Origin of the sequence: Acinetobacter sp. Q186-3, from assembly GCF_013420655.1 — a bacterium.
GTDB lineage: Bacteria > Pseudomonadota > Gammaproteobacteria > Pseudomonadales > Moraxellaceae > Acinetobacter > Acinetobacter indicus.
The window spans coordinates 147,884-174,266 of the sequence record NZ_VOXS01000004.1 but is presented as its reverse complement, the minus strand read 5'-3'; the positions used below and the strand labels follow the sequence as shown (position 1 = coordinate 174,266).

25 protein-coding genes are annotated in these 26,383 nt (G+C 47.1%); 15 read left to right on the top strand and 10 right to left on the bottom strand.

The features are described 5' to 3' along the window. Positions 1-76: 76 nt before the first annotated feature. Entirely contained in the window at positions 77-1,300 is a 1,224-nt protein-coding gene (locus FTT64_RS05430; protein WP_016659032.1) for an acyl-CoA dehydrogenase, read from the bottom strand. 247 nt (positions 1,301-1,547) lie between these two features. Here FTT64_RS05430 and FTT64_RS05425 point away from each other — a divergent pair, with 247 nt between their 5' ends. Beyond that, positions 1,548-2,507: a LysR substrate-binding domain-containing protein gene (locus FTT64_RS05425; protein ID WP_005178537.1), complete on the top strand. Its 960-nt coding sequence runs from the start codon at positions 1,548-1,550 to the stop codon at positions 2,505-2,507. Further along, positions 2,500-3,204, top strand: coding sequence for an NAD-dependent deacylase (locus FTT64_RS05420; protein WP_163170190.1), 705 nt, complete (start codon positions 2,500-2,502; stop codon positions 3,202-3,204). The genes FTT64_RS05425 and FTT64_RS05420 overlap by 8 nt, the downstream gene beginning before the upstream one ends. Positions 3,205-3,293: 89 nt before the next feature. Here the strand turns inward: FTT64_RS05420 and aspA are convergent, their stop codons facing one another. Continuing rightward, positions 3,294-4,742 (bottom strand): aspartate ammonia-lyase, encoded by a 1,449-nt coding sequence (gene aspA / locus FTT64_RS05415; protein ID WP_180182119.1) that lies wholly within the window; start codon positions 4,740-4,742, stop codon positions 3,294-3,296. Between the two features lie 424 nt (positions 4,743-5,166). Between aspA and putP the strand changes: the two genes are divergently transcribed. Continuing rightward, entirely contained in the window at positions 5,167-6,675 is a 1,509-nt protein-coding gene (gene putP, locus FTT64_RS05410; RefSeq protein ID WP_104490403.1) for a sodium/proline symporter PutP, read from the top strand. Between the two features lie 92 nt (positions 6,676-6,767). On the opposite strand, the gene FTT64_RS05405 is transcribed toward putP, so the two are convergent. Beyond that, positions 6,768-7,250 (bottom strand): Lrp/AsnC ligand binding domain-containing protein, encoded by a 483-nt coding sequence (locus tag FTT64_RS05405; protein WP_005178547.1) that lies wholly within the window; start codon positions 7,248-7,250, stop codon positions 6,768-6,770. Positions 7,251-7,379: 129 nt separating this feature from the next. On the opposite strand from FTT64_RS05405, the gene putA reads away from it, so the two are divergent. From putA to FTT64_RS05385, 4 genes are all read left to right on the top strand, one after another. Continuing rightward, on the top strand, positions 7,380-11,132 hold the full coding sequence (gene putA, locus FTT64_RS05400) for a trifunctional transcriptional regulator/proline dehydrogenase/L-glutamate gamma-semialdehyde dehydrogenase (RefSeq protein WP_180182118.1): 3,753 nt from the start codon (positions 7,380-7,382) through the stop codon (positions 11,130-11,132). Positions 11,133-11,384: 252 nt separating this feature from the next. Beyond that, on the top strand, positions 11,385-12,467 hold the full coding sequence (trmA, locus tag FTT64_RS05395; protein WP_087662276.1) for a tRNA (uridine(54)-C5)-methyltransferase TrmA: 1,083 nt from the start codon (positions 11,385-11,387) through the stop codon (positions 12,465-12,467). A gap of 243 nt (positions 12,468-12,710) precedes the next feature. Next, entirely contained in the window at positions 12,711-12,935 is a 225-nt protein-coding gene (locus FTT64_RS05390; RefSeq protein WP_005178553.1) for a hypothetical protein, read from the top strand. 166 nt (positions 12,936-13,101) lie between these two features. After that, positions 13,102-13,356, top strand: a complete 255-nt coding sequence (locus tag FTT64_RS05385; protein WP_045795440.1) for a hypothetical protein — start codon at positions 13,102-13,104, stop codon at positions 13,354-13,356. Here the strand turns inward: FTT64_RS05385 and FTT64_RS05380 are convergent. Next, the gene (locus FTT64_RS05380; protein WP_180182117.1) at positions 13,343-14,191 is read right to left on the bottom strand and encodes a phosphodiester glycosidase family protein; all 849 of its coding nucleotides are present in this window, start codon (positions 14,189-14,191) and stop codon (positions 13,343-13,345) included. The genes FTT64_RS05385 and FTT64_RS05380 overlap by 14 nt on opposite strands. A gap of 84 nt (positions 14,192-14,275) precedes the next feature. Between FTT64_RS05380 and FTT64_RS05375 the strand changes: the two genes are divergently transcribed. Further along, positions 14,276-14,806, top strand: coding sequence for a lecithin retinol acyltransferase family protein (locus FTT64_RS05375; RefSeq protein WP_168384366.1), 531 nt, complete (start codon positions 14,276-14,278; stop codon positions 14,804-14,806). A gap of 138 nt (positions 14,807-14,944) precedes the next feature. Here FTT64_RS05375 and FTT64_RS05370 read toward each other — a convergent pair whose 3' ends face one another. Continuing rightward, positions 14,945-16,669: a glutamine--tRNA ligase/YqeY domain fusion protein gene (locus FTT64_RS05370; protein WP_016659047.1), complete on the bottom strand. Its 1,725-nt coding sequence runs from the start codon at positions 16,667-16,669 to the stop codon at positions 14,945-14,947. A gap of 166 nt (positions 16,670-16,835) precedes the next feature. Here FTT64_RS05370 and FTT64_RS05365 point away from each other — a divergent pair, with 166 nt between their 5' ends. Both FTT64_RS05365 and FTT64_RS05360 read left to right on the top strand, forming a co-directional pair. After that, complete coding sequence (locus tag FTT64_RS05365; protein ID WP_005178561.1) at positions 16,836-17,345, top strand: peptidylprolyl isomerase; 510 nt, start codon at positions 16,836-16,838, stop codon at positions 17,343-17,345. A gap of 57 nt (positions 17,346-17,402) precedes the next feature. Next, positions 17,403-18,122, top strand: a complete 720-nt coding sequence (locus FTT64_RS05360) for a UDP-2,3-diacylglucosamine diphosphatase (protein ID WP_016659048.1) — start codon at positions 17,403-17,405, stop codon at positions 18,120-18,122. 63 nt (positions 18,123-18,185) lie between these two features. On the opposite strand, the gene hpaI is transcribed toward FTT64_RS05360, so the two are convergent. Further along, on the bottom strand, positions 18,186-18,980 hold the full coding sequence (gene hpaI / locus FTT64_RS05355) for a 4-hydroxy-2-oxoheptanedioate aldolase (protein WP_180182134.1): 795 nt from the start codon (positions 18,978-18,980) through the stop codon (positions 18,186-18,188). 248 nt (positions 18,981-19,228) lie between these two features. On the opposite strand from hpaI, the gene nfsB reads away from it, so the two are divergent. Next, positions 19,229-19,882 (top strand): oxygen-insensitive NAD(P)H nitroreductase, encoded by a 654-nt coding sequence (gene nfsB, locus FTT64_RS05350; RefSeq protein ID WP_005178567.1) that lies wholly within the window; start codon positions 19,229-19,231, stop codon positions 19,880-19,882. 97 nt (positions 19,883-19,979) lie between these two features. Continuing rightward, positions 19,980-20,213, top strand: coding sequence for a hypothetical protein (locus FTT64_RS05345; protein WP_005178570.1), 234 nt, complete (start codon positions 19,980-19,982; stop codon positions 20,211-20,213). Here the strand turns inward: FTT64_RS05345 and FTT64_RS05340 are convergent. The 4 genes from FTT64_RS05340 to FTT64_RS05325 all read right to left on the bottom strand — a co-directional run bounded on the left by FTT64_RS05340 (position 20,176) and on the right by FTT64_RS05325 (position 23,912). Continuing rightward, positions 20,176-21,030, bottom strand: a complete 855-nt coding sequence (locus FTT64_RS05340; RefSeq protein WP_104490401.1) for a DMT family transporter — start codon at positions 21,028-21,030, stop codon at positions 20,176-20,178. The genes FTT64_RS05345 and FTT64_RS05340 overlap by 38 nt on opposite strands. Positions 21,031-21,141: 111 nt before the next feature. Further along, entirely contained in the window at positions 21,142-22,179 is a 1,038-nt protein-coding gene (gene fba, locus FTT64_RS05335; protein WP_005178575.1) for a class II fructose-bisphosphate aldolase, read from the bottom strand. A 137-nt stretch (positions 22,180-22,316) separates the two neighbouring features. Continuing rightward, positions 22,317-22,592, bottom strand: a complete 276-nt coding sequence (locus tag FTT64_RS05330; RefSeq protein ID WP_180182116.1) for a hypothetical protein — start codon at positions 22,590-22,592, stop codon at positions 22,317-22,319. 132 nt (positions 22,593-22,724) lie between these two features. Then, positions 22,725-23,912, bottom strand: a complete 1,188-nt coding sequence (locus FTT64_RS05325) for a phosphoglycerate kinase (RefSeq protein WP_005178578.1) — start codon at positions 23,910-23,912, stop codon at positions 22,725-22,727. Positions 23,913-24,055: 143 nt separating this feature from the next. On the opposite strand from FTT64_RS05325, the gene FTT64_RS05320 reads away from it, so the two are divergent. From FTT64_RS05320 to FTT64_RS05310, 3 genes are all read left to right on the top strand, one after another. Then, on the top strand, positions 24,056-24,439 hold the full coding sequence (locus tag FTT64_RS05320; protein WP_034597805.1) for a DUF2237 family protein: 384 nt from the start codon (positions 24,056-24,058) through the stop codon (positions 24,437-24,439). Beyond that, positions 24,439-25,029, top strand: coding sequence for a nucleoside triphosphate pyrophosphatase (locus FTT64_RS05315; RefSeq protein ID WP_045795448.1), 591 nt, complete (start codon positions 24,439-24,441; stop codon positions 25,027-25,029). The genes FTT64_RS05320 and FTT64_RS05315 overlap by 1 nt, the downstream gene beginning before the upstream one ends. A gap of 169 nt (positions 25,030-25,198) precedes the next feature. After that, positions 25,199-26,380, top strand: coding sequence for a JmjC domain-containing protein (locus FTT64_RS05310; RefSeq protein ID WP_005178584.1), 1,182 nt, complete (start codon positions 25,199-25,201; stop codon positions 26,378-26,380). Positions 26,381-26,383 lie beyond the last annotated feature (3 nt).

Below are 26,383 nucleotides of genomic sequence, written 5' to 3'. Positions count from 1 at the left end.
GTTATGAATCAGATTTTTTAGACACAACTATCCTGAGGATGTTCATCCTGAACATCCTGGCTATTTTTCTATGACATTAATTACAGAATGCAGCGATTCCGGTCTGTGCACGGCCCAGAATTAAGGCATGTACGTCATGCGTCCCTTCATAGGTATTCACCACTTCCAGATTCACCAGATGACGCGCCACACCAAATTCATCCGAAATACCGTTACCACCCATCATGTCACGGGCCAAACGGGCAATATCCAGCGCCTTGCCACAGTTATTACGCTTGATTAAAGATGTTCCTTCAATCGAGGCAATACCTTCATCTTTCATGCGGCCAAAACGTAATGCGGCCTGTAAACCTAAAGCGATTTCAGTTTGCATATCAGCCAGTTTTTTCTGGATTAACTGATTGGCAGCCAAAGGACGACCAAACTGTTTACGGTCCATGGTGTACTGATGTGCGGTATGCCAGCAGAACTCCGCCGCACCCATCGCACCCCAGGCAATGCCATAACGGGCACTGTTCAGACAGGTAAACGGACCTTTTAAGCCACGGACTTCTGGGAAAGCATTTTCTTCTGGGACAAATACGTTATCCATTACAATTTCACCGGTGATGGAAGCACGTAAACCGACCTTGCCGTGAATCGCAGGCGCAGACAGCCCTTCCCAGCCTTTTTCCAGAATAAAGCCGCGAATGTCACCGACATTGCCTTCAGGTGAAACTTCTTTGGCCCAGACCACAAATACATCGGCAATTGGGCTGTTGGTAATCCACATTTTTGCGCCTGTTAAACGATAACCGCCATCGACTTTTTTGGCACGGGTAATCATGCTGCCCGGGTCAGAACCATGATCCGGTTCGGTCAGACCAAAGCAGCCAATATATTCACCCGTAGCTAATTTTGGTAAATACTTCTGTTTTTGTTCTTCCGAGCCAAATTCATTAATTGGCACCATCACCAGCGAGCTTTGTACACTGGCCATAGAACGGTAGCCTGAATCAACACGCTCAACTTCACGGGCAATCAGACCATAGCTGACATAATTTAAACCGGCACCGCCGTATTGCTCAGGAATGGTCGGGCCCAGCAAACCGAGCTCGCCCATTTCACGGAAAATGGTCGGATCGGTTTTTTCATGACGGAACTGTTCTAATACACGTGGCATCAGCTTGTCCTGACAATAGGCCGCAGCAGTATCACGGATCATGCGTTCTTCTGCAGTCAGCTGCTGCTCCAGCAGGAATGGGTCTTGCCAGTCAAAATGTACTTTACGGCCTGAATGTGAATTTACCATTTGATTCATAGCTTCCTCTGCCTGAATGATGTTCTCGTTGTTTGTGTTGATACTATGTGTGAAAAATAATATTTTCAAACGAGATTTTTTAATGCAGATATGCATTCTCCGCATATCTTAAATAAGCATATTCATACTGGAGCTGCGCATCGCGCTAAAACCTGTGAAGAAACAATAAAAAATAAACAAATTGGCGATCATAGTGCCTTCATCTATGCTATTTTCAAATACCTGTGCAGATAAAGGATGATCTGAAATGCGGCGTAATATTCCCTCTTTACAGGCCTTGCTCTGCTTTGAGTCGGCAGCCAAGCATTGCAGTTATACTCATGCCTCGCAAGAACTGTTTATTACCCAGAGTGCGGTTTCCCGGCAAATCCAGCAGCTGGAAGAATTTCTTGGCTTAAGCCTGTTTATCCGGACCCGGCATGGAGTCGAACTGACGCCTGCAGGACAGCATTATTATAAAAGTATCAAACCCTATTTACTGGGGCTGGAGCAAAGCACGCTCGATGTGATGTCGCATAAAGGATTAGGTGGCACCTTAAAGCTGGGTGTAGTACCGACCTTTGCCACGCGCTGGCTGGTGCCGAAGCTGCATCGTTTTAACCAGCGCTATCCGGAAATTACTATTCATTTGGAAACCAGCACCAAACCGTTTTTATTTAATGAAAATATTTTTGATGCGGCCATTTATGCCGGTACGCAGCAGCAGATTGATCATTGGCCCGGAATCCACACCCATTTTTTAATGAAGGAAGATGTGGTGCCGGTGTGCTCACCGCAGCTGATTGCCCGGCATTTTCCTGCGGCACAAAAAAGCCATCGCTATGGTTATAACCTGGCTGCTGAACAATTACAGCAACTGCCCTTATTACAGCAAACCACACGACCGACCATCTGGCAGGAATGGTTCCAGACCCAGCAGATTGAGCATGCCCATCCGTATGATGGACAGCGTCATGAACTGTTTTCGATGCTGGCTGTGGCCGCCAGTCATGGCATGGGCATGGCACTCATCCCGCAAATGCTGATTCAGCAGGAATTAACCAGCGGTGAACTGGTACTGGCCTCAGATCAGCAGCTCAGCGGCCGGCGCTCCTATTATCTGGTACATTCTAGTCAGGAAAATTCAGTTTTAATTCAGAAATTTGTAGAATGGATGCAACAGGAAGTCACGCACAGTATCGCCACACAGGAATCTGCCTATGCCTAAACTGATTGTTTTCTCCGGTGCCGGAATGAGCGCCGAAAGCGGGATCAATACCTTCCGTGATAGTGATGGATTGTGGGAGCAGCATCGGGTGGAAGATGTGGCCACACCGGAAGCCTGGGCCAAAAATCCGGCGCTGGTGCAGCGTTTTTATAATGAACGGCGCAAAAATATTCTGAATGCCCAGCCCAACGCGGCGCATCAATTGATTGCCGAACTGGAACAGTATTTTGATGTGGCTGTTATTACCCAGAATATTGATGATCTGCATGAACGTGCCGGTAGCCAGCAGGTATTACATTTGCATGGCAATATCCGGCTGGCCAAAACCTCCGGTCCCGATGCACAAACCACTACCCGCTTTTACCCGATTGAAGGCGCCGAGCTGGATTTGGAACGCGATGTCTGTGATGCGGGTTATCCGCTACGGCCACACGTGGTCTGGTTTGGTGAAGCGGTACCTGCCTATGCACAGGCGATTGAATGGGTACAGGATGCCGACATTTTTATTGTGATTGGCAGCAGTCTGGCGGTCTACCCGGTGGCTGGTCTGGTTCATGAAATTCCGGCCAATTGTCAGGCCTATTATATTGACCCGAAAGCCAATCAGCAGCGTTTACCGGCGCAATATGAATGTATTGCCGCCACTGCAACCCAAGGTTTGGCACAGTTAAAGCCACGTCTGCTGGCGACCCTGTAAGTTGAATCAAAACCATCGGCCAAACACAAAAGGCTCAAAACCAATATATGACCTTGAGCCTTTGCTGTTTTACTGAAGCAATCAGTGTCTTAGCTGACTTGGGCAAAAACTGCTTCCGGTGGTGTTACCTCACTGACCAGATTATGCAGGGCAAAAATTTCATCCAGCTGTTCCTGAGTCAGTAATTCCTGCTCCAGTACCACCTGCTGAATGGTTTTGTTTTCAGCAATACACAGTTTCCCGATTTCATCACATTTGGCATGACCTAGAATCGGGTCAAGCAAAGTGACAATACCGACGCTACGCATCACCGCATCATGGCAGGCCTGTTCATTGGCCTGAATACCCTGAATACATTTCTCATCCAGACTTTTCATGGCCTGAGTCAATAACTGGATGGATTCATGAATCGACACAGCAATCACCGGTTCCATTACATTTAACTGCAACTGCCCGGCTTCGGCTGCCATGGTCACGGTCAGGTCATTGCCAATCACTTTAAAGGCAATCTGGTTCACCACTTCCGGAATGACCGGATTGACCTTGGCGGGCATGATCGAAGAACCGGCCTGTAACTCCGGTAAACGGATTTCCCCCAGACCGGTACGCGGGCCAGAACTTAATAAACGCAGGTCATTACAGATTTTCGATAATTTCACTGCCAGACGTTTCAGTGTGCTGGATAAAATGATGAAAACCCCACAGTCGCTGGTGGCTTCAACATAATCTTCTGCGCCAATTAATGGCAAGCCGCTAATCTCTTTTAAAGCCTGCACCGCTTCCTGGGCATAGCCTTTGGGAGTATTTACACCCGTACCAATCGCGGTAGCGCCGAGGTTAATTTCCAATAACAACTGACGGGTCCGGTCAATCAGTTTTAAATCTTCTTTTAACAAGGTGGCAAAGGCACGGAACTCCTGCCCCAAGGTCATCGGCACGGCATCTTGCAGCTGGGTCCGGCCCATTTTTAATACATACTGAAATTCAGCTACTTTCTTGTAGAAACTGTCAATCAGGTTACGCATCTGCACGAACAGATCATCCAGACTGTAATAAGTCGCTAAACGCAAGGCTGTTGGATAGACATCATTGGTCGATTGCGACTTATTAACATGATCATTTGGATGAATGGAAAAATAACTGCCTTTTTCCAGCCCCAGATGTTCTAAGGCGATATTGGCAATCACCTCATTGCTGTTCATGTTAATCGACGTTCCGGCACCGCCCTGATAAACATCTAAAGGGAAATGCGCACGCCATGCGGCGGGCTGTTCAATCAACTGGTCACAGGCATACTGAATCGCCTCAGCCACCTGCGGGGAGATTTTTTCAAACTGTAAATTGGTTTGTGCAGATACCTTTTTCACTTGCGCCAAAGCACGAATGAAATGCAGGTTTTCACCGACCTGCTGATTGGAGATCTGGAAGTTCTCCAAGGCACGCAAGGTATGAATACCATAATAACTGTCTGCCGGCACTTCTTTAGCACCCAGCAAATCATGCTCTATTCTTGTTTTCTCTGTCTGAACCGTAATCACACTGTTTACTCACTATTTCGCACCAATATTGTGCATAAGAAAATCTTAAACCTGTGCCAGCCTGAAACTACACAAGATTGATACGCTTTTTGAAATATTTAATTACACATTCTTTCTGAATGTACTGGATGTAACATAATGTAAATTTACTCCATTTTTAAGCCAGATTTAACAGATCCTCTCCATATTTGCAAAAATAAAAATATCTATGGCTTTATTCAAAATTTTGACTTAATAATTTTCCGCTCATTGCAGCCATTTTTGCAATTGTATCTAAAGCTACAAACTGCAACACAAGACCGCTATAAATCCCGTCGAAATGTTACAGAACGTAATTTTAATTCCATGCTTGAATCAGCTCCTTGAAAAAATGCGCAAAAAATCATCTCGGATGGATGAACGCTTACAGACAAAGGATGGGCATATGAGTCAACTGAATCCCACATTAATTACCTTTATATTTTATATCGTGGCCATGATCGGTATCGGGCTGTATGCCTACAAGGCCACCACAGATTTCTCGGATTATATTCTTGGGGGCCGCAGTCTGGGCAGCGTGGTGACTGCGCTTTCTGCCGGCGCATCGGATATGAGCGGCTGGCTGCTGATGGGTTTACCCGGTGCAATCTATCTGGCCGGATTATCTGAAGCCTGGATCGCCATCGGCCTGATTATTGGTGCATGGTTAAACTGGCTTCTGGTCGCCGGGCGTTTGCGGGTTCATACCGAAGTACAAAACAATGCCCTGACCCTGCCGGATTATTTCACCAGCCGTTTTGGCGACCGCAAGAAAATCCTGCGCGTCAGTTCAGCACTGGTGATTCTGGTATTTTTCGCGATTTACTGTGCATCCGGCATGGTGGCCGGTGCGCGTTTATTTGAAAGCCTGTTTGGCTGGTCCTATACCACGGCGCTGTGGATTGGCGCGATTGCCACCATCAGCTATGTCTGTATTGGCGGCTTCCTGGCAATTAGCTGGACCGATACCTTCCAGGCCGGGCTGATGATTTTTGCCCTGCTGATTACCCCCATCATGACCTATCTGGCATTGGGTGATCATAGTCAGCAAATTGGTCTGTTACTGGAAACCGCACGTCCACATGCCACACAAATGCTGTCCGGTTTAAGTTTTATTGCCATTTTATCTTCCTTGGCATGGGGCTTAGGCTATTTTGGACAACCGCATATTCTAGTGCGTTTTATGGCGGCCGATTCGGTTAAAACCATTCCGGCGGCGCGTAAAATTGGTATGAGCTGGATGATTCTCTGTCTGGGCGGCGCGGTGGGTGCCGGTTTCATTGCCATTGCCTATTTCCAGCAATTTCCAGAACTGGCGGCTGTGGTGAATCAGAACCCGGAAACCGTGTTTATGGAGCTGACCAAAATTCTGTTTAATCCTTGGATTGCCGGGATTATTCTGGCCGCCATTTTAGCCGCGGTCATGAGTACGCTCAGCTGTCAGTTACTGGTCTGCTCCAGTACCTTAACTGAAGATTTGTACAAAGCCTTTTTACGCAAAAATGCCTCACAAAAAGAGCTGGTCTGGGTCGGCCGTTTTATGGTGCTGTTGATTGCAATGCTGGCAATCTGGCTGGCCAGCAATCCATCGAGTAAAGTCCTGGGGCTGGTGGCCTATGCCTGGGCCGGATTTGGCGCGGCTTTTGGTCCTCTCATTATTCTGTCGCTGTTCTGGAAACGCATGACCCTGAAAGGCGCGATTGCCGGGATGCTAGTCGGTGCGATGACCGTGATTGTCTGGAAAAATGTCATGGCCGATACCGGACTCTATGAAATTATTCCCGGCTTTATTCTGGCCAGCCTGAGTATTGTAATAGTCAGTCTGCTCGACCGGGCACCAAGTACAGAGGTGATTGAGCGCTTTGAACAGTCAGATGCCGAGTACAAAAAAGCCATGCAGGAAATGAACAGCTAGCACAGCAATCTACCGAATTGATTGATCATCCATAAAAAAGGAGCTTCGGCTCCTTTTGGGTTTTAACGGAAAATACAGACAAAGATGACGGTTTATTTGGCCTTGTGCTGGTATTTCAGTTTTAGCTGCGAGCTTTCCTTAATCACTTCCATCACCGGATAACTGCGGGTTTCTTTCACCCCCGGCAACTGCCATAAAATTTGCCCGGAAATCTTGCGGAATTCTTCCATATTGGCGCAGCGGATTTTGACTACAAAATCGAAACCACCACTAATCATGTGACATTCCACAATTTCCGGATGCTGCAAAATCGCATCTGAAAATTCTTCCAGTACATTCGGCGTGGTTTTATCCAGCAGAATTTCCACAAATACCACAAAGCTGCTATTCAGCAACTCCGGATTCAGCTTGGCTTCATAGCCCAGAATAAAACCATCTTTGCTCAGTTTCTGTACCCGTGCCAGCGCAGCAGTTGGCGATAAATTGACGGCTTCGGCCAGTTTAATATTTGAAATCCGGCCATCTTTTTGCAGAATATCCAGAATTTTAATGTCAGTGCGATCTAGACTCATCATTCCATTCATAATCCGTATTTATCTCTAAAAATAACAAAAATTATAGTGAGTTATTTGGCATATTTTCTGTGATCATAAATTATATAAGGTACACCGTTCAACTAAAATATATCGTCACAGGATGTTGGCATGAACATGATGGATAGCGAAACCCATTTCGACGACGCAAAACCGCATTTGGATTACATCACTGAATTCAAAGAAAAAAATGAGGCAGAAATTGCCATTAATACGGCATGGCGTCGCCCTGAAAGTGAATGTGTCAGCCATTTACTCGAGCACAGTGAAATTCCTGATGCACTGAACAGCCAGATTTATGAGCTGGCTTTTCAGCTGGCCCACTCCCTGCGTGAACGTAAAAATTCCAGCGGTAAAGCCGGTCTGGTGCAAGGCCTGTTGCAAGAGTTCTCCCTCTCTTCACAAGAAGGCATCGCCCTGATGTGTCTGGCCGAAGCGCTATTACGTATTCCTGATACCGCAACCCGTGATCTGCTGATCCGTGACAAGATCAATCAAGGCAACTGGAAAGAGCATTTAGGCCAAAGTAACCTGATGTTTGTGAATGCAGCGGCCTGGGGCTTAATGCTGACCGGCAAGCTGATGGAAACCCCGAAACAGAACAGCTTAAGCGGTATTCTGACTGGCCTGCTGGCGCGCAGTGGTCGTGGCATTATCCGTAAAGCGGTAGATGTGGCGATGCGGATGATGGGTGAGCAGTTCGTGACTGGTGAAACCATTAGCGAAGCCCTGCAACACGCCGAACCGTTAGAAGAAAAAGGTTTCCGTTATTCTTATGACATGCTCGGTGAAGCGGCCCTGACCGAACACGATGCAGAGCGTTATTTTGATGAATATCAAAATGCCATCCATGCCATTGGCCAGGCCTCTAAAGATAAAGATGTTTATACCGGCCCGGGGATTTCGATCAAGCTCTCTGCCCTGCATCCACGTTATCAGCGTGCTCAAATTGACCGCGTACATACCGAACTGTATGACAAGGTGCTGCAACTGGCGGTGCTGGCCAAGGACTACAATATTGGCCTGAATATTGATGCCGAAGAATCTGAACGACTGGAAATGTCTTTAGAGTTGCTGGAGCGTCTGTGTTTTGAACCGGCACTGGATAACTGGAAAGGCATTGGCTTTGTGATTCAGGCCTACCAGAAACGCTGCTTCTATGTGGTAGATTATGTGGTTGATCTGGCCAAACGCAGCCAGAAACGCCTGATGATCCGTCTGGTGAAAGGCGCCTATTGGGACAGCGAAATCAAGAAAGCGCAAATTGATGGCATGTCAGATTATCCAGTCTTTACCCGTAAAGTGCATACCGATCTGTCCTATATTGCCTGCGCGAAAAAATTACTGGCGGCACCGGAACAGATTTATCCGCAGTTTGCGACTCACAATGCTCAAACGCTGGCCACGATTTATCATCTGGCCGATCCAGCGCGCTATTATGCTGGCCAATACGAGTTCCAATGCCTGCATGGTATGGGCGAGCCATTATATGAAAATGTGGTCGGCTCGAAACAGCAGCAGAAGCTCGGCGTGCCGTGCCGTATTTATGCGCCGGTCGGTAACCATGAAACCCTGCTGGCCTATCTGGTACGTCGTTTGCTGGAAAATGGTGCCAACACCTCTTTCGTCAACCGTATTGCCGATAAGACCCTAAACATTGAAGATCTGATCGAAAATCCGCATCAGACCATTTTAGCCACAGCTCAACAGGAACAGAAAGTCGGCCAGAAACATCCGGCAATTCCCTTACCGCATGAACTGTACGGCGCGCAGCGCGACAACTCTGCTGGACTGGACTTAGCCAATGATCAGGATTTGGCGGCTTTAAACGCAACCGCGCAGAATCTGCATCAGCATCAATGGACTGCCCAGCCGATGGGTGAAGGCTTAACCGCCGAAGACAGTGCCGATGTACACGCGATTTTAAACCCGGCGCAGCATCAGGATATTGTTGGTCATGTACAGGAAGCCACAGCAGCACAAGTCAATCAGGCGCTGGGAAATGCCGTACAGGCACAAGCCGTCTGGGCCAATATTTCCAAACATGAACGCGCACAATGTCTGGAACGTGCTGCCGATTTAATGCAGGCACGCCTGCAACCGCTCATGCTGCTCCTCTGCCGCGAAAGTGGCAAGACCTATGGCAATGCCATTGCCGAAGTGCGTGAAGCAATTGATTTCCTGCGCTACTATGCCGCGCAAATGCGTGATCTGGACATCAATACCCAGATCATTCCGCTAGGGCCGGTGCTGTGTATCAGCCCGTGGAATTTCCCGCTGGCGATTTTTAGCGGCCAGATTGCCGCGGCACTGGTGGCTGGCAATACCGTTCTGGCCAAACCGGCCGAGCAGACCCCGCTGATTGCAGCGCAAGCGGTGCAGATTTTATGGGATGCCGGCATTCCGAAAAATGTACTGCAACTGCTGCCGGGACGCGGTGAAACGGTCGGTGCGCAGCTAAGTCAGGATGAACGGATTCAGGGGATTATGTTTACCGGCTCGACTGAAGTCGCCAAAATCCTGAATCAGACCGTGGCCAAACGTTTAAGCCAGACTGGTAGTGCCATTCCACTGATTGCGGAAACCGGCGGACAAAACGCCATGATTGTCGATTCTTCAGCCCTGACTGAACAGGTGATTCTGGATGCGGTCAGCTCTGCTTACGACAGTGCCGGTCAGCGCTGCTCGGCCCTGCGAATTTTATGTGTGCAGGAAGATAATGCCGACACGGTGCTGACCATGCTCAAAGGTGCCATGCAGCAGTTACGCGTGGGTAATCCTTATGTGCTAAAAACCGACATTGGTCCGGTGATTGACCTGGAAGCGCAGAACAATATTGAGCGTCATATTGAAAAAATGCGCATTAAGGGCTATCCGGTGCATCAGTTGATGTGGAATAAGCAAAGCGATGCAAGCTTGCAACACGGCACTTTTGTACCACCAACGCTGATTGAACTGCCGCATCTGGATGATCTGGAGCGCGAAGTGTTTGGCCCGGTACTGCATGTGATTCGCTACCGTTATGGACAGCTTGATCAACTGCTGGCGCAAATCAATGCCAAAGGTTATGGCCTGACCATGGGCTTGCATACCCGTATTGATGAAACCATTCATAGCGTGATTGCCCAAGCCGAGGTCGGCAACCTGTATATCAACCGTAATATTGTCGGTGCTGTGGTCGGGGTGCAACCTTTTGGCGGCGAAGGCCTGTCGGGGACCGGACCTAAGGCCGGTGGACCGCTGTATCTCTACCGCTTAATGCAATACTGCTCGCAGAAAAAACTGGCTCAACCATTTGCGGCGCAGGCTCTGCATCCAGCAGCAATGCCTGCCCTGTATAGCCAACTGGTGGACTGGGTACAGGCCGAGTTCCCGCAGCAGCTGATTCAACTACCGGAGAAAATTGCCACGGGTCAGAGCTTCAATCTGACTGGTCCAACCGGTGAAAGTAATCAGTATACGATTTTGCCCCGCCATGCCGTGCTATCCCTGGCCGAACAGGAGCTGGATCAGATTCATCAGTTACTGGCGATTTTTGCAGTCGGCAGTCAGCCGGTGGTTCTGGCAGAAAACCGCTTCATGCTGAAATATCTGCCGAAAATGCCGCCAGAGATTGCCCAGCGGATTCGCGTGATCCCAGACTTGCTGCATGGCGATTATGATGCAGTGCTGCATCATGGCAGCTCGGCGCAATTGCTGGAGTTACAGCAAACGGTAGCGCAGCGTGCCGGAGCGATTGTCGGCATCAGCCATCTCAAACCGAATGATCCGAAAATTCCGCTGGAACGTCTGGTGATTGAACGGGCCATCAGCATTAATACTGCTGCAGCTGGAGGGAACGCCAGCCTGATGACGCTGGATTAAAGCCACCCCTTTTCATGGTGTTATTCCTCTTTGCCAAACCAACTCTCCCTGGTCTCTGTTGGTTTGGCTTTTTTTATCTTTGCTCTCGCAAGTGATCTATTTCCCGGCTTTAATCTGCCGATCTGTTGAGCCGAAGCTCGATTTCTCCCGTCACGCTACCGCAATTTAAGGTTTGCACAGAATATCTTTAGGCATCTGCCTGAAACTTTGTTACCATCCCCTGTTTCAATGGGTTTGTGATTTTTACTGCATATGACTTCATCTTATCAGCAACAACTTGATGCCAAAGTTGCACGTATTTCTGCACAGTTTGCCGAATTTAATCCTCCAGCGCTGGAGGTGTTTGCCTCGCCTGAACAGCATTTCCGTATGCGTGCAGAATTCCGGATTTGGCATACCGAAGATGACCTGTTTTATGCCATGTTTGAACGCGATGAGCAGCAGAACAAAAAAGTCATTCGAATTGATGAATTTCCAATTGCTGATGCTAGCATCAACCAGTTAATGCCGGTACTGCTGAATGCCTTAAAAGCAGAACCGCTGTTATCCAATCGCCTGTTTGAAGTGCATTTTCTGGCAACCTTAAAAGGTGAAATGCTAGTTTCACTGATTTATCGCTGTCCATTAACTGCAGAGTGGGAAGCGCTGGCCAAACAGCTGGCCGAGCAACTGCAGATTAAAATTATTGGCCGGAGCCGTGGCCAGAAACTGGTACTGAGCGATGAGTTTGTGGTGGAAGAACTGCAAGTCTTTGAACGCCAGTATCAATATAAACAGATTGAAAGCAGCTTTACCCAGCCGAATGCGCGCGTTTGCCAGCACATGCTGGAATGGGCCTGTACAGCTGCCGGACACGCCAATCAGGATCTGTTAGAGCTGTACTGTGGCAATGGTAACTTTACCCTGCCGCTGTCGACCCGTTTTAATCGCGTCTTAGCCACAGAACTGGCCAAATCTTCAGTCTATGCGGCGCAGTGGAATATTGAGCAGAACCAGATTGACAATATTCAGGTGGCGCGTTTATCTGCCGAAGAATTTACCCAGGCCTACAACGGCGAGCGTGAATTCCGCCGTTTGCAGGAAGCCGGCATTGAGATGTCCAGCTATCAGTTTGATACCGTGTTTGTAGACCCACCACGTGCCGGTATTGATGCCGAAACCTTAAAACTGTTGCAGCGTTTTGAGCGGATTATTTATATCTCCTGTAATCCGGATACGCTGCATGACAATTTGCAGACTTTGGCCAGCACCCACAAGATCACCCAATTTGCCCTGTTTGACCAATTCCCTTATACCCATCATGTGGAATCTGGTGTCTTACTGGAAAAGATCTAAAACAATTTGTTTCAAATTATATTATTCAGTCCGAAAAGGAAGATTTTTTAATCTTCCTTTTTTCTTATAAAAACAAGCAACTTAGTTATAATCAAGGCTTATAGCCATCATAATTACGTTTAAACTGTTACAAGCTATCGAAATTTCTAGAGTCTGTTTGCTGCTTTTATCACTTTAGTCGACTTGCATTAATTTTTAAATTGGCTATATTTCGAGCTATGTTAGGTTGCAAATGAAGGCTCTATGAGTTTTTGGCAAAAGCTGTTCGCTCAGGAACAGCAAAACGAGCATAAGAATCAGATTGCTTGTGTTGAAAATGATTGCTCTTGTAAGACAAATGAACAGCTTCTTGAAGCTTTAGCAAAAGCGACAGATGAAGATGTGATTATCGGTATTAAAAAGGTTCTCGCTTCGCGCGGCTATAGCCGTAAAGAGTTGAATGAACTTCAACATTTACCCCTGCAATAGCAGAGTCTGACCACAGAAAAAGGCATTTAGAATTTCTAGGTGCCTTTTTTATTGGTCTGATTTTAATCAGATTTCTTAGTTTTGACATTTTTTTCATGTATGCTCAAGGGCTTAGATCAGTCTTGATCGTATTTTTAATTCAATACATAACAATAAGGACACCGCTATGAATAACAAAATGATCGGCGCTCTTACCCTTCCACTGCTCTGCCTGGCCCTCACAGGCTGCGACCGTATGCCGGCAGAATGTGAAGAAGCCTGGGACAAGATGGACAGCTTGAGCACAAAAATGGGGCTTTCGGAAGAACAACGTCAATTCCAGAAAAAACAGTTTGAGGCCGGAATCAAAGAAATGTCGACTGAAGATGCCAAACGCCTCTGCAGCCAGCAAACCCAGACCTTAGGCATTATTGGCCAGTAGATTTTTCTGGCTCAGTCGCGCAGGCTGAATCATCAATATACGCCAGCATCGGGCCAACTGCGCGGTACTGGCGATGGCGTTTTAAGGCCGCAATATACACAGAAGATACTGAACCATCCAAGTACAGCGCACTCGGTGTCTTAAGCTGCTGCTGAAACAGCCGGGCAAAGTCATAAAAATTTATTGGCTGCTGGCTGATCACAAAATACAGGGTGGAATCCTTCAGCCCAACGCCATTGCGGATTTTTCTGGAATCGGAATCCGGAATAAAGTTTGGGTTAATTTTTCCGTCAATCACCAGCATCGGGCCAGATTGGGTGGCATATTTCGGTTGCACATTGGCCTGCTGATACTGCTGGGTGGTCATCAACAGTGGCTGCTTGTCCCAGGCCAGTACCCCATTCGGCTGAATCAGAAAATTGCCCCAGCCTTGGGTCTGGGTATTTAACTGGCTTACCCTCTTGCCCTCTTCAATATACAGTCCGACGGGTGCATAATCGGCATGGAACATCCCGGCATTCATGGCAAATTCCAGCTGCTGGCACGGTTGCAGATCATCCTGGAGCGCAGTGAAATAACGATAGGGCTGCTGTGCTGTATTCTTTAATACCAGCTTCAGCTGCGCCATTGATCGGATTTCCGTGACATCAAAATCACCCAGCCTATGTTTCAGCTGCCAGCTGTAGATTTGCGGCTGTGCCTGTGCCCAGTTTGCACTGCAAGCACCCAGCAGAATCAGCAGTTTTAACAGCGGTTTGGCAGTAACTCGTGCAAAGTACTGTCCTAACTTTTTCATTGCATCTGTTCCCTGTTCATCGTTGTATAATTCAGCCATTCTTGTCGCCACCCTGTCGATTCTTGTGTCAAGAAGCAGTACACTAGAGCTTTAAAATACATCTGTCACTTTACTAATGTCACAATGCTCAAGCAGAACACACGGTTCCCTTTAGGGGCGCATCTGATTGTCAAACATTTCGGCTATACCCACCACGGGATTTATGCTGGACGTGGTCGTGTCATTCATTATTCCGGTTTTGCGCATTTATTTAAAAAACATCCGATTGAAATCACCAGCCTAGACAAGTTCAGTCATGGCAAACCGGTGCATGTGCAGCATTATGATCAACCCAAATATAAAGGCCGTAAAGTGGTGCGCCGGATGCGTTCACGGATGCATGAAAACAATTATCACCTGATTATCAATAACTGCGAACATTTATGCACTTGGGCCATTACCGGCGTGGAAAGCAGTCCGCAAGTCTTCCAGATGATGAACCGCTTAACCACCATTGGCTATGTCAGCTCCTTAATGAGCTATATGAACAGCATGATGCTGACCCTGACCACCACCTGTTTTGCCCTGGTGCTGTATATTAAAAAGAAATTGCGCGACAAAGCCAAAATGCAGATGCCGACCCATCTGTTTTATAAACGCGATGAAAAGAAATAACTCACTGAATCATCTATAGATCAAACACTGTTGATCATCTAAATACTTCCTTTCAACGTTTACTTTCCATTTTCAACACCGCATAAAAAAGCCCGCTGAGTCCAGCAGGCTTTTTCAATCATCTAGCAAAATGCGCTTTTATTTGCCCGGTTTGAAGCTGTCTTTTAAGTCCAGAATACGGTTAAACACTGGCGTTTCGCTGGAATGATCATACTGATCCGCCACGAAATAACCTTCACGTTCAAACTGGAAACGATCTTCTGCTTGCGCTTGCGCTAAAGCCGGCTCAATAACCGCTTGTACCACTTTCAATGAGTCCGGATTCAGATTCGCCAGGAAGTCATCGCCGACTTCTGGGTCAGATTCGGTGAACAGACGGTCGTAAATACGCACTTCAGCCTTCACGCCTTTAGTGGCAGATACCCAGTGAATCACGCCTTTTACTTTACGGCCTTCCGGATTCTTACCTAAAGTTTCAGGGTCGATTGAACATTTCAGCTCAATAATTTCACCCTTGTCATCTTTAATGATTTCGTCGCACTTGATCACATAAGCATGACGTAAACGCACTTCACCGCCCGGAATCAGACGTTTAAAGCCTTTCGGTGGCTCTTCTTCGAAATCTTTACGGTCAATATAGATTTCAGAGGTTAGCGGAATGACACGCTCGCCCATATCTACGTTTGGATGACGCGAATGAGTCAGATCCATTTCTGCTGGCAGATTGGTTAACGTCACTTTTAATGGATTCAGCACGGCCATACCACGCGCTGCGGTATTTTCTAGCGACTGACGGATGCAGTATTCCAGCATTGCCACATCGACAATCCCGTCAGACTTCGACACACCAACGCGCTTACAGAAATCACGCAAGCCTTCCGGAGTAAAGCCACGACGACGCATACCCACTACAGTTGGCATACGCGGGTCGTCCCAACCCTTAACAAAACCACCTTCCACCAGACGGCGCAGCTTACGCTTTGAGGTAATGGTGTAATCGACGTTTAAACGGCTGGATTCATACTGACGTGGTACCGCCGCTGATTTTACCTTTTCCACCACCCAGTCATAGAACGGACGGTGATCCTGGAATTCAAGCGTACACAGTGAATGAGTAATGCCTTCAATCGCATCGGATAATGGATGCGCATAGTCGTACATTGGGTACATTTTCCATTTGTCACCGGTCTGGTGATGCTCGGAATGTAGCACACGGTACAAAATTGGGTCACGCATATGTACGTTTGGCGATGCCATATCAATTTTGGCACGCAATACCGCCTGACCTTCGCCCAGCGCACCATTACGCATCTGTTCAAAACGCGCCAGGTTGTCTTCTACAGACGCATCACGGTATGGTGAGTTTTTACCCGGCTCGACAAATGAACCACGATTCAGCTTGATTTCTTCAGGAGTTTGCAAATCGACATAGGCATCACCCTGTTCAATTAACTGCACCGCCCAGCTATACAACTGGTCAAAATAGCTCGACGCATAGCGTGGCTCGCCATTCCAGTTAAAGCCCAACCATTTCACGTCGTTGGCAATACCATCTACATATTCTTGTTCTTCGGCATCCGGGTTGGTATCGTCAAAACGTAAGTTACATAAACCGTTAAATTCTTCGGCAATCCCGAAATTCAGGCAAATTGCTTTCACGTGACCAATATGTAAGTAACCGTTCGGTTCTGGTGGAAAACGTGTGATCACTTTTTCAGTACGGCCTGCTGCCAGATCATCGGTAATGACCTGACGCACAAAATCTAAGCCCGGCTGTTGTTCTTGCTGCGCAGCATCGACAGAGGCATGGTTACTTGGTGTCGGGGTGTTAGGCAGAGATGAAACAGCATCATTCGGCTTCATAGTTAATAAATCACTTCTAGATAAAAATTTAGGATAATTAAAACGCTATTCCCACTTTTTAACAAAGAAAATAACGTTTTTACTTGCCTTGTAGTTTACAGTTTGCTTATGCTTCTCTCAACCAAAAAACCCATGGCTTTTTTGTCCATGATTAGGAGATAACACAATGAGTTTTCCTCAAGTCGAATTAAACACCAACAAAGGTCGTATTGTTCTTGAGCTTAACACTGAAAAAGCACCTAAAACTGCTGAGAACTTCCTTCAATACGTTCGTGACGGTTTCTATGATGGCGTAATTTTCCACCGTGTCATCGATGGTTTCATGATTCAAGGCGGCGGCTTTGATGAAAACTTCAAAGAAAAAGCAACCCGTGATTCAATCGAAAACGAAGCAGACAATGGTCTGAGCAATGACGAAGGTACCATCGCAATGGCGCGTACCCAGGCTCCGCACTCTGCATCTGCTCAATTCTTCATTAACGTGAAAAACAACTCCTTCCTGAACCACACGGGCAAAACTGCACAAGGTTGGGGTTATGCCGTATTTGGTAAAGTGGTTGAAGGTATGGACGTAGTTGCTGAAATCAAAGGCGTACGTACAGGCAACCGTGGTTACCACGCTGATGTTCCACTAGAAAATGTGGTGATTGAATCTGCCAAGATCATTTCTGAATAAGAATCCCTCTCAACCTCCCTTTATTTAAGGGCGTTGGGAGATTCCAAGGAAAAGATTGTGACCTATCTGTTTATTTCAGATTTACATTTGTCACCTGATCACCCTCGACTCGTTCGGGGGTTTTTAGATTTATTACGTGCTTATCAGGATCAAAACACCCAGCTGTATATTTTAGGCGACTGGTTCAATGCCTGGATTGGCGATGACTACACCGCCCCTTGGCTGGATGAAATTGTCAGCGCTTTAAAACAGTTTAATGCCGCAGGCAATCAGCTGTATTTTCAGGTCGGCAACCGCGATTTCGCACTGCATGAGGTTTTTTTACAGCAGTTTAACGGGCAATTATTACCTGAAATTGACACCCTCACTATTGGCCAGACCCGCTATCGTCTGGAACATGGCGATGCCTTGTGCACCGATGATGTATCCTATCAGCGCTTTAAAAAAGTTATCCGTCATCCGCTCGTGCTGCGTCTGTTAAGAAAAACTCCGCTGTCCTTTCGCAGCAAACTGGCCAACGGTTTTCGCAAACAAAGCCGCGCTTCTAAAGAAGTCAAATCATATGAAGTGATGGATGTGAATCCGGCTGCGGTAACGCAGGCTTTGGCCGAGGTGGATGTACTGATTCATGGTCATACCCATCGACCAGCCATCCATGAGCTGAATGGCAAAAAGCGGATTGTGCTGGGGGACTGGCGTGCGCATGAGGCACTGATTCTGGAAATTGATCCTGAACAGCCTACCACTCACCTGCAACTGAAACGCTGGACCTATTAAGCAGCAGGTGGATGACTATAAATCCCCACCACCTGCATCATCTGTCAGGTTAATAATGACCGCTTAATACCCCCCTTCAGGTTTTACCCAGCTCGCTCCGGTTTTATATTTGGCCAGCAGCTCACGCAAGGAATTCATTAATACGCTGGTATCGACACCGACAGCGACAAATTCGGTACCCAGTTCAATATATTTTTGCGTCACGTCATGTTGAGTCGATAAAATCCCGGCCGCTTTACCCGATGCGCGAATTCGTTGAATTGCATCAACCACTGCGTTTTGCACGTCAGGATGGTTCGGATTGCCTTCATAACCCATAGTGGCAGATAAATCTACTGCGCCAATAAATACCCCATCAATGCCCTCGACTTTTAAGATGTTATCCAGATTTTCCAGCCCTGTAACTGACTCAATCTGAATCAGCAAACAGATATTTTCATGTGCAGTGGCATAATAATCCAGAATACTGTTCCAGCGTGTGGCACGTGCCAAAGCCGCACCTACACCGCGAATCCCTTCCGGTGGATAACGCACTGCTTTAACCATCAGTTCGGCCTGCTCCACGGTTTCCACCATCGGAATCAATAAGGTTTGTGCGCCAATATCCAGCAACTGTTTAATAAGCTGCACACTGCCAATTGGCGGACGGACCACCGCCTGTGACGGATAGGCCGCAATACTTTGCAGCTGGGCCAGTGTGGTTCTTAAATCACTGGGTGCATGTTCCCCATCAATCAGCAACCAGTCATAACCGGCATTGGCCGCAATTTCAGTGCCATAGGCATCGGCCAGACCGACCCATAAACCAATCTGCTGCTGGGTTTTTAATTTATATTTAAAGTGATTACGATAGTCCATCGACAGGCTCGCTATAGTCCACACCTACTTCCATTAAATGCCGTTTTTTTAAAATTGCCAATATTCAAAACCGCTGTTGTGATTTGATTTAACACTTAATCGGGCAATAACTGAAAATACGATGAGCATATTTTAAGGTTAATTTTGACAATAAAATTGCAGCGAATATGCCATCAAAGCCGTCAAAATGGCGTATGATGCTGAAGGTTCAGCCTTTCTCAATTTATCCTTATTGCTGGAGTATCTTTATGGATTTGCTCGACGTCGTACGCAGCCGCTATACCACCAAAGCCTATGATCCTGCAAAAAAAATTCCTCAAGAGCAGTTTGAACGCTTTCTCGAAATTCTCCGTTTTACCCCCTCTTCTATTAATATCCAGCCTTGGCATTTTTTTATTGCCGAGCATGATGCAGCCAAGCAGCGCATTGCCAAAGCCCTGGTCGGGAAATATGCCTACAATGCGCCTAAAGTCTTAGATTCTTCCCACACCATTTTGTTCTGCACCAAAGCCGATATTAGCGATGAGCATCTGGACAATTTGTTGCAGCAGGATGATGTCAGCGGCCGCTTTAAAGATGCCAGTGCCAAGCAGGGCCAGAAAGACAGCCGTAGCGGATATGTGGATTATTACCGCAATGAAAAAGGTGATATTCAGCGCTGGGCCGAAAACCAGACCTTTATTGCCTTGGGTCAGATGTTGCTGGCTGCCGGTATTGAAGGTGTAGATGCCACCCCGATTGGCGGCTTTAATGAACAGATTCTGACAGAAGAACTAGAATTACAGGACAAGGGTTTAATTCCATCGGTGCTGCTGACCTTGGGCTATCGCAGTGAGCAGGACTTTAATGCTAAACTACCCAAGTCACGCCTGAATAAAGATGAAATTTTCACCAAATTGTAAGAACTACATTACATAATACAGGGACGAAAGTCCCTGATTTCGGCTTGATTTTTGCTTTCCCTTTCACAACACAATAATAATAGACCGGAGAAGAAAGATGTCTATCCTTGCCCAGCTCCCAATGAAGTTTGAATGTCGTCAATGCAATAAACTGTATTTGCATCAATATCAGCAGGAAAAACGCCATTATCCTCATTGTCCGAGCTGCCAGAAAGCCGGTCTGTTACTGGGCATTGCCGAACTTCAGGACCTGATCAAACATCCGCTGATTTTTGCTGCCAGCTTCATCAAATTCAAGCCGTCATCGCATAAGCTAAACACATCACACTAATGATGCCCAGCCCCAGCCCAATGGCGGTGCTGGGTTTTAATTTTTCTTTAAAGAACAGCAAACCGCTGATTACCCCTAAAATTACCACCAGAATATTCATCCCAGCGAACACAACCGCCGGTGAATCTTTTAAAGCCATATGCGCCTTGACGTAAAACGCGATATTGGCAAAATTCAGCATCCCCAAAATTAAGCCGGCCGCTATATTTTTGCCACTGCCCCAGCTTTTGTGCTGAATCAGAATATACCCCAACGATAAAATAAAAGCGCAGATGAACATCAGGTTCAGTACCAGCGCAAACTGCAGGCCTAAACCGGTGGTGTATTTCAGCAACACATCAATTAGTGCATAACCGACCCAGACCAAAGCCAAATACAGCATACCCGCCTGGGCGGACGATGAACCGCCACGATGCGAATATAAAATACACAGTACCGCTGCAATCCCCAACGCAATCCCGACAATTTTCAGGCTATTAAACTGTTCCTGGAAAATAAAATAGGCCGCAGTTAAAGACAGCACCACCGACAGCCGCTGGGCAATTTCGGTTTTTAAAATTCCGGCAGTTTGTAATGCTTTGGCTAAAAACAGGAATACGCTTGGCAATAATACCCCTAAAGCCAGAATCAGCAGCCACGGCGTGTCGGTGAGGGACAGCTGTTGTACATTAGGCTGAAACCACCAAAAACACAGCACACTGGCCGAGGCATAATTCCAGCTGATCATCTGCAAAGGTGAATAGCCGCGATTCTTTGCGACTTTCAAGAGAATCGACACCACCACACTACAAATGGCCGCTGCTAAAATCAGTTCCATGATCTACTCTTATTTATATGCATTATGTGATCTGCTCTGCTGCACTATAGCGGTTCAGATACAGAAAAGCCCACGCAATGTGGGCTTTTTTTATAAATACTTCACCAGGAATTATTTATAACGATCCACCATTTTCTCTAAAGAAATTGGACGGATTTTGTCGGCATTGCCGGCAGTACCAAACGCTTCATAACGTGCAACACAAATATCTTTCATTGCATCGACAGTTTTAGCGAAGAATTTACGTGGGTCAAACTCGCTTGGTTTTTCAGCCATGAAGCGACGCATTGCACCGGTAGAGGCCAGACGCAAGTCGGTGTCGATGTTAATTTTACGCACACCGTGCTTGATCGCTTCAACCAGCTGCTCAACAGGTACACCATAAGTTTCCTTGATGTCACCGCCGTACTGGTTGATCACTGCCAGCCATTCTTGTGGCACAGAACTTGAACCGTGCATCACCAGATGCGTATTTGGCAGTGCCGCATGAATTTCTTTAATACGGTCAATCGCCAGAATATCGCCTGTAGGTGGACGGGTGAATTTGTACGCACCGTGTGAAGTACCCACTGCAATTGCCAGTGCGTCTACATTGGTATCTGCTACGAAAGAACGTGCTTCTTCAACTGAAGTCAGCAATTGAGAATGATCCAGTACACCTTCTGCACCGACACCATCTTCTTCACCGGCCATACCTGTTTCAAGGCTGCCCAGACAACCGATTTCACCTTCAACAGAAACGCCACATGCGTGCGCCATTTGTACCACACGACGGGTCACATCTACGTTGTATTCATATGAGGTCGGAGTTTTACCATCTTCACCCAGTGAACCATCCATCATGACTGATGAGAAGCCAAGCTGGATAGAACGTTGACATACGTCAGGACTGGTACCGTGATCTTGGTGCATCACCACCGGAATGTGTGGCCATTCTTCAATTGCAGCCAAAATAAGATGACGTAAGAATGGTGCGCCTGCGTACTTACGGGCACCTGCAGATGCCTGTACGATTACAGGTGAATTCGTCGCATCTGCGGCCAACATGATTGCGCGCATTTGTTCTAAGTTGTTTACGTTAAACGCTGGTACGCCGTATCCGTGTTCACCGGCGTGATCCAATAGCTGGCGCATTGAAATAAGAGCCATAATATCCTCCCAGGTAATGCTGCATATTCTACATGGGGATTTGTTTCAATTCAGCAACAAAACGTCGTATTTAAAAAAAATCCCTGCCAATGCAGGGACTTTTATACAAATTACTACAATTTGTGGAGCTTTTAGGATTATTGCGCTTCAGATGCTGGCGCTGCTACGCTGTCTGGGGTTGCGGCATCTGCTGGTGCATTGGCCACTTCTTCAGGCACATCGGTATTGTTTTCATCAAGTACTGGCTGATCAATTGCATCAATCGCCGCTTGCTGTTCTGCAGAAATTTGCTCTGACGCTACAGCTGCTGATGCATCTGCAGTGGTCGCTGTTGCATTGTCGTCTTTTTTAGCACATGCAGTGAAAGCTAAAGATGCAGCAAGTAACGCGGCAAGAGTTAATTTTTGGTTCATCAGAATATCCTACAACCCGGTGATTTTTGATCATAATATTTCAGAAACATGACAGTTTTATGACTAAAAAATGAAGTGCATAAAAAAGGCTGACCGAGGTCAACCTTTTGTCATCTTGCAAGCGTGTGCGAATTAAGCACGTTCTAGCAATACGGCAACTGCTGGTAAGGTCTTGCCTTCTACAAACTCAAGGAAAGCACCGCCACCTGTAGAGATATAACCAATTTTGTCTGCAACTTCATATTTGTCGATGGCAGCCAAGGTGTCACCACCACCTGCAATTGAGAAGCCTTCTGATTCAGCAATCGCTAAAGACAGGGCTTTAGTCCCTTCACCGAACTGATCCACTTCGAATACGCCAACTGGGCCATTCCAGAGAATGGTTTTAGAAGTTTTCAAGATCTCAGCAAATGCTTTGGCTGTTTCTGGACCGACATCCAGAATCATGTCATTGTCTGCCACATCTTCTACTTTTTTCACGGTTGCTTTGGCAGCTGCCAGTGAACCCAAGAAGTCATCAAAGTTGATTTCAGATGCATCAGCAACTACCACATCCGTTGGAAGTGGTACAGATACTTTGGCAGCAATGGCTTTGGCTGTGTCGATCAAATCATTTTCACAGAGTGATTTACCCACGTTGTAACCCGCAGCTGCCAGGAAAGTATTGGCAATACCACCACCCACAATCAACTGGTCGCAAATGTCAGACAGTGACGTTAATACATCCAGCTTGGTGGATACTTTAGAGCCGGCAACAATGGCCACCATTGGTTTTTCTGGTGTTTGCAGTGCACGGCCCAAGGCATCCAGTTCAGCAGCCAGTAAAGGACCTGCTGCGGCAACTTTGGCAAGACGCGCAACACCTTCAGTTGAGGCTTCTGCACGGTGCGCAGTACCAAAGGCATCCATTACGAATACATCACACAGCGCTGCATATTTTGCTGCCAGCTCAGGATTGTTTTTCTTTTCACCCACGTTAAAGCGGCAGTTTTCAAGTAACACCACTTGACCTGCCTCTACCTCTACACCATCCAGGTAGTCAGTCAATAATTTGACTTCCTGGCCCAGTGCTTCGGTCAGGTAAGCTGCGACAGGCGCAAGTGATTGTTCAGCTTTAGGTTCACCTTCAACAGGACGACCCAGGTGAGAATACACCATTACGGCTGCGCCTTTTTCCAAAGCCGCTTTAATTGTCGGTAAGGCAGCACGTAAACGCGCATCGCTGGTAATCACACCATTTTTCACCGGCACGTTTAAGTCTTCGCGGATCAGAACACGCTTTTGTGCCAGGTCGAGGTCAGTCATACGCTGAAAATTCATGTATAGCTCACTTTTTAGATATTAAAATCGCCAAGATTCTAAATGATTATGCAGAAAAAGGTTAGCTTCTTTTGCAGAAAAGCTAACGATTGCCAAAGTTTTGTTATGATAGGAAAAAAACAGACCTGATAATTCTTATGCCTATGTCTATACATCCAGATCCAACCCTGAACCGTTTAAATGTTTTAGGCGAGCCTTTGGCCAGCTGCTGTTTTGACCCGATTACCGGCTATTTTCGTAATGGCTTTTGCCATACGGCGCCCACGGATCTGGGCCAGCACACTGTTTGTGCACAAATGACCTCGGAATTTCTGAACTTTTCCCAGAAAATTGGCAATGACCTGATCACGCCATTGCCTGAAGTCGAATTTCCGGGCTTAAAACCGGGTGATTTCTGGTGTATTTGTGTGACCCGCTGGGTTGAAGCCTATCAGGCCGGTAAAGCACCACCCGTAAAAATTCAGGCCTGCCATCAGGCGGTACTGTCTTACGTTCCCTTAGATATTTTGATGGAATATGCTGTCTAATGAAGCGTCCAATTATTCTGGCGTCCAGCAGCCAGACCCGTAAAGAACTGATGGACCGTTTAAAGCTCGACTATCAGTGTATGACACCCGACATTGATGAATCACCGCAAGGTGAAAGCCATGCCGATGATCTGGCCAAACGGCTGGCTTTTGAAAAAGCCCAGAGTATTGCCGAGCAATATCCTGAAGCCATTGTGATTGGCTCCGATCAGGTGGCGTGGCGTGAAGGTGCGCCCGATATTTTTATTGGCAAGCCCTTAAGCCCGGAAAAAGCCATTCGCCAGCTGCAGGCCAACTCGGACAAAATTGTCTACTTTAGTACCGCATTAAGCGTACAGCAAAAATCCAGCGGCTTTGAACAGACCCTGGTTGAACACTATAAGGTCAAATTCCGTAAACTGAGCCTGGATGAAATCGAGCGCTATGTGGCACTGGAACAGCCGCTGCATTGTGCCGGCAGTTTTAAATGCGAAAGTCTGGGGATTAGCCTGTTTGAACAGATGATTGGCCAGGACCAGACCACCTTGATGGGTATGCCAATGATTCAGCTGTGCCAGATTCTCCGCCAGCTTAATCTGCAGATTCCCTAAACACGGTAATGCAATACCCAAAATGATCAGGTGCCTGTCCTGATCATTTTTTTCGCCATCTTTTCCCTTCTGCCACTTTTCTAAATTTCCTCAAGATGAAGTTCATCACTTGCACCACCGCACAACTCAAGGGACAATAACAGCTAAATTTATGTTGTAGTTATTTGACATGTCTCAACCTTTAGACGTTTTAGGCGGAATCACCGCTGAACAATTCCTTGCCGAATATTGGCAAAAAAAACCGCTGCTGGTGCGTAATGCTCTGCCTGAAATTGCCAATATTCTTGAGCCGAGTGATGTCATGGAGCTGGCACTGGACGAAAATATCAGCGCCCGCTTAATCAAGCAGAAAGATCGTGATCCGAACCAGTGGTCCGTAAAATCTTCACCGCTATTAAAAGCCGATTTCCAGAAAATGCCAAAGCTGTGGACGCTGCTGGTCCAAGCGGTAGATCACTACTCTTTTGATCTGGCGGAACTGTGGAAAAAATTCCCGTTTATTCCGCAGTGGCGCCGTGATGACATTATGGTGTCATATGCGCCAAAAGGCGGTTCGGTCGGCAAACACTTCGACTTCTATGATGTATTTCTGGTGCAGGGCTATGGTCATCGCCGCTGGCAACTGGGCCAGATGTGTGATGCCGAAACCGAATTTGTTCCAGGCCAGCCGCTGAAATTACTGCCAGAAATGGACGTCAATTTTGATGAAGTGCTGGCACCAGGTGACCTGCTTTACGTACCACCAGGTTTATCGCACTATGGCGTGGCCGAAGATGACTGCCTGACCTTCTCTTTCGGTTTCCGTATGCCAAATATCAGCGACATGATGGATCGCGTCAGTGACAAGTTTTCTGACAACCAGTTGCTAAAAAATCCGTTGCAAGATCTGATCCGCGACCAGATCAGCCCGATTGGACAAATTACCCAGCCGGAACTGGAATATTTAAAAGCCGAATTGCTGGCACAACTGCACAACTCGACCGTGTTGGAAGATGCCATCATGAGCCTGATGTCAGAGCCAAAATATCCAGACAATATTCCAGAAGCAGAAGAAATTGGTACTGGCGATCTGGAAGATGCGCTGGATCAGGGCTATCAACTGATTTTAGAACCGGCTTCACGCCTGCTCTATACCGAAGAAGATGGCGAGTTGCTGTTCTGGGCCAATGGTGAAGGTTTATATATTTCGGATGAGTTTGCGCCGCTACTGAAGCAGATTGCTGATGGTGAACTCGTCGAGCTGAATGAAGACCTGTACCATGAAGACATTCTGGAAGATGTGGCCCAGTTACTCAATGATTCTGTGCTGATGCTGCTGCCAGCTGAAGATGCAGAAGATGAGGCCGAATAAGGG

Bases quoted from the DNA above. Each gene is read 5' to 3' on its own strand.
- FTT64_RS05385 (WP_045795440.1), top strand. From the start codon at position 13,102: ATGAATAACAAAATGATCGGCGCTCTTACCCTTCCACTGCTCTGCCTG.
- FTT64_RS05320 (WP_034597805.1), top strand. From the start codon at position 24,056: ATGTCTATACATCCAGATCCAACCCTGAACCGTTTAAATGTTTTAGGC.
- FTT64_RS05370 (WP_016659047.1), bottom strand. From the start codon at position 16,669: ATGAAGCCGAATGATGCTGTTTCATCTCTGCCTAACACCCCGACACCA.
- FTT64_RS05315 (WP_045795448.1), top strand. From the start codon at position 24,439: ATGAAGCGTCCAATTATTCTGGCGTCCAGCAGCCAGACCCGTAAAGAA.
- fba (WP_005178575.1), bottom strand. From the start codon at position 22,179: ATGGCTCTTATTTCAATGCGCCAGCTATTGGATCACGCCGGTGAACAC.
- FTT64_RS05325 (WP_005178578.1), bottom strand. From the start codon at position 23,912: ATGAATTTTCAGCGTATGACTGACCTCGACCTGGCACAAAAGCGTGTT.
- FTT64_RS05390 (WP_005178553.1), top strand. From the start codon at position 12,711: ATGAGTTTTTGGCAAAAGCTGTTCGCTCAGGAACAGCAAAACGAGCAT.
- FTT64_RS05330 (WP_180182116.1), bottom strand. From the start codon at position 22,592: ATGAACCAAAAATTAACTCTTGCCGCGTTACTTGCTGCATCTTTAGCT.
- FTT64_RS05430 (WP_016659032.1), bottom strand. From the start codon at position 1,300: ATGAATCAAATGGTAAATTCACATTCAGGCCGTAAAGTACATTTTGAC.
- FTT64_RS05425 (WP_005178537.1), top strand. From the start codon at position 1,548: ATGCGGCGTAATATTCCCTCTTTACAGGCCTTGCTCTGCTTTGAGTCG.
- FTT64_RS05345 (WP_005178570.1), top strand. From the start codon at position 19,980: ATGTCTATCCTTGCCCAGCTCCCAATGAAGTTTGAATGTCGTCAATGC.
- putP (WP_104490403.1), top strand. From the start codon at position 5,167: ATGAGTCAACTGAATCCCACATTAATTACCTTTATATTTTATATCGTG.
- FTT64_RS05340 (WP_104490401.1), bottom strand. From the start codon at position 21,030: ATGGAACTGATTTTAGCAGCGGCCATTTGTAGTGTGGTGGTGTCGATT.
- FTT64_RS05420 (WP_163170190.1), top strand. From the start codon at position 2,500: ATGCCTAAACTGATTGTTTTCTCCGGTGCCGGAATGAGCGCCGAAAGC.
- FTT64_RS05365 (WP_005178561.1), top strand. From the start codon at position 16,836: ATGAGTTTTCCTCAAGTCGAATTAAACACCAACAAAGGTCGTATTGTT.
- FTT64_RS05375 (WP_168384366.1), top strand. From the start codon at position 14,276: ATGCTCAAGCAGAACACACGGTTCCCTTTAGGGGCGCATCTGATTGTC.
- FTT64_RS05405 (WP_005178547.1), bottom strand. From the start codon at position 7,250: ATGATGAGTCTAGATCGCACTGACATTAAAATTCTGGATATTCTGCAA.
- trmA (WP_087662276.1), top strand. From the start codon at position 11,385: ATGACTTCATCTTATCAGCAACAACTTGATGCCAAAGTTGCACGTATT.
- FTT64_RS05380 (WP_180182117.1), bottom strand. From the start codon at position 14,191: ATGGCTGAATTATACAACGATGAACAGGGAACAGATGCAATGAAAAAG.
- hpaI (WP_180182134.1), bottom strand. From the start codon at position 18,980: ATGGACTATCGTAATCACTTTAAATATAAATTAAAAACCCAGCAGCAG.
- nfsB (WP_005178567.1), top strand. From the start codon at position 19,229: ATGGATTTGCTCGACGTCGTACGCAGCCGCTATACCACCAAAGCCTAT.
- FTT64_RS05310 (WP_005178584.1), top strand. From the start codon at position 25,199: ATGTCTCAACCTTTAGACGTTTTAGGCGGAATCACCGCTGAACAATTC.
- putA (WP_180182118.1), top strand. From the start codon at position 7,380: ATGAACATGATGGATAGCGAAACCCATTTCGACGACGCAAAACCGCAT.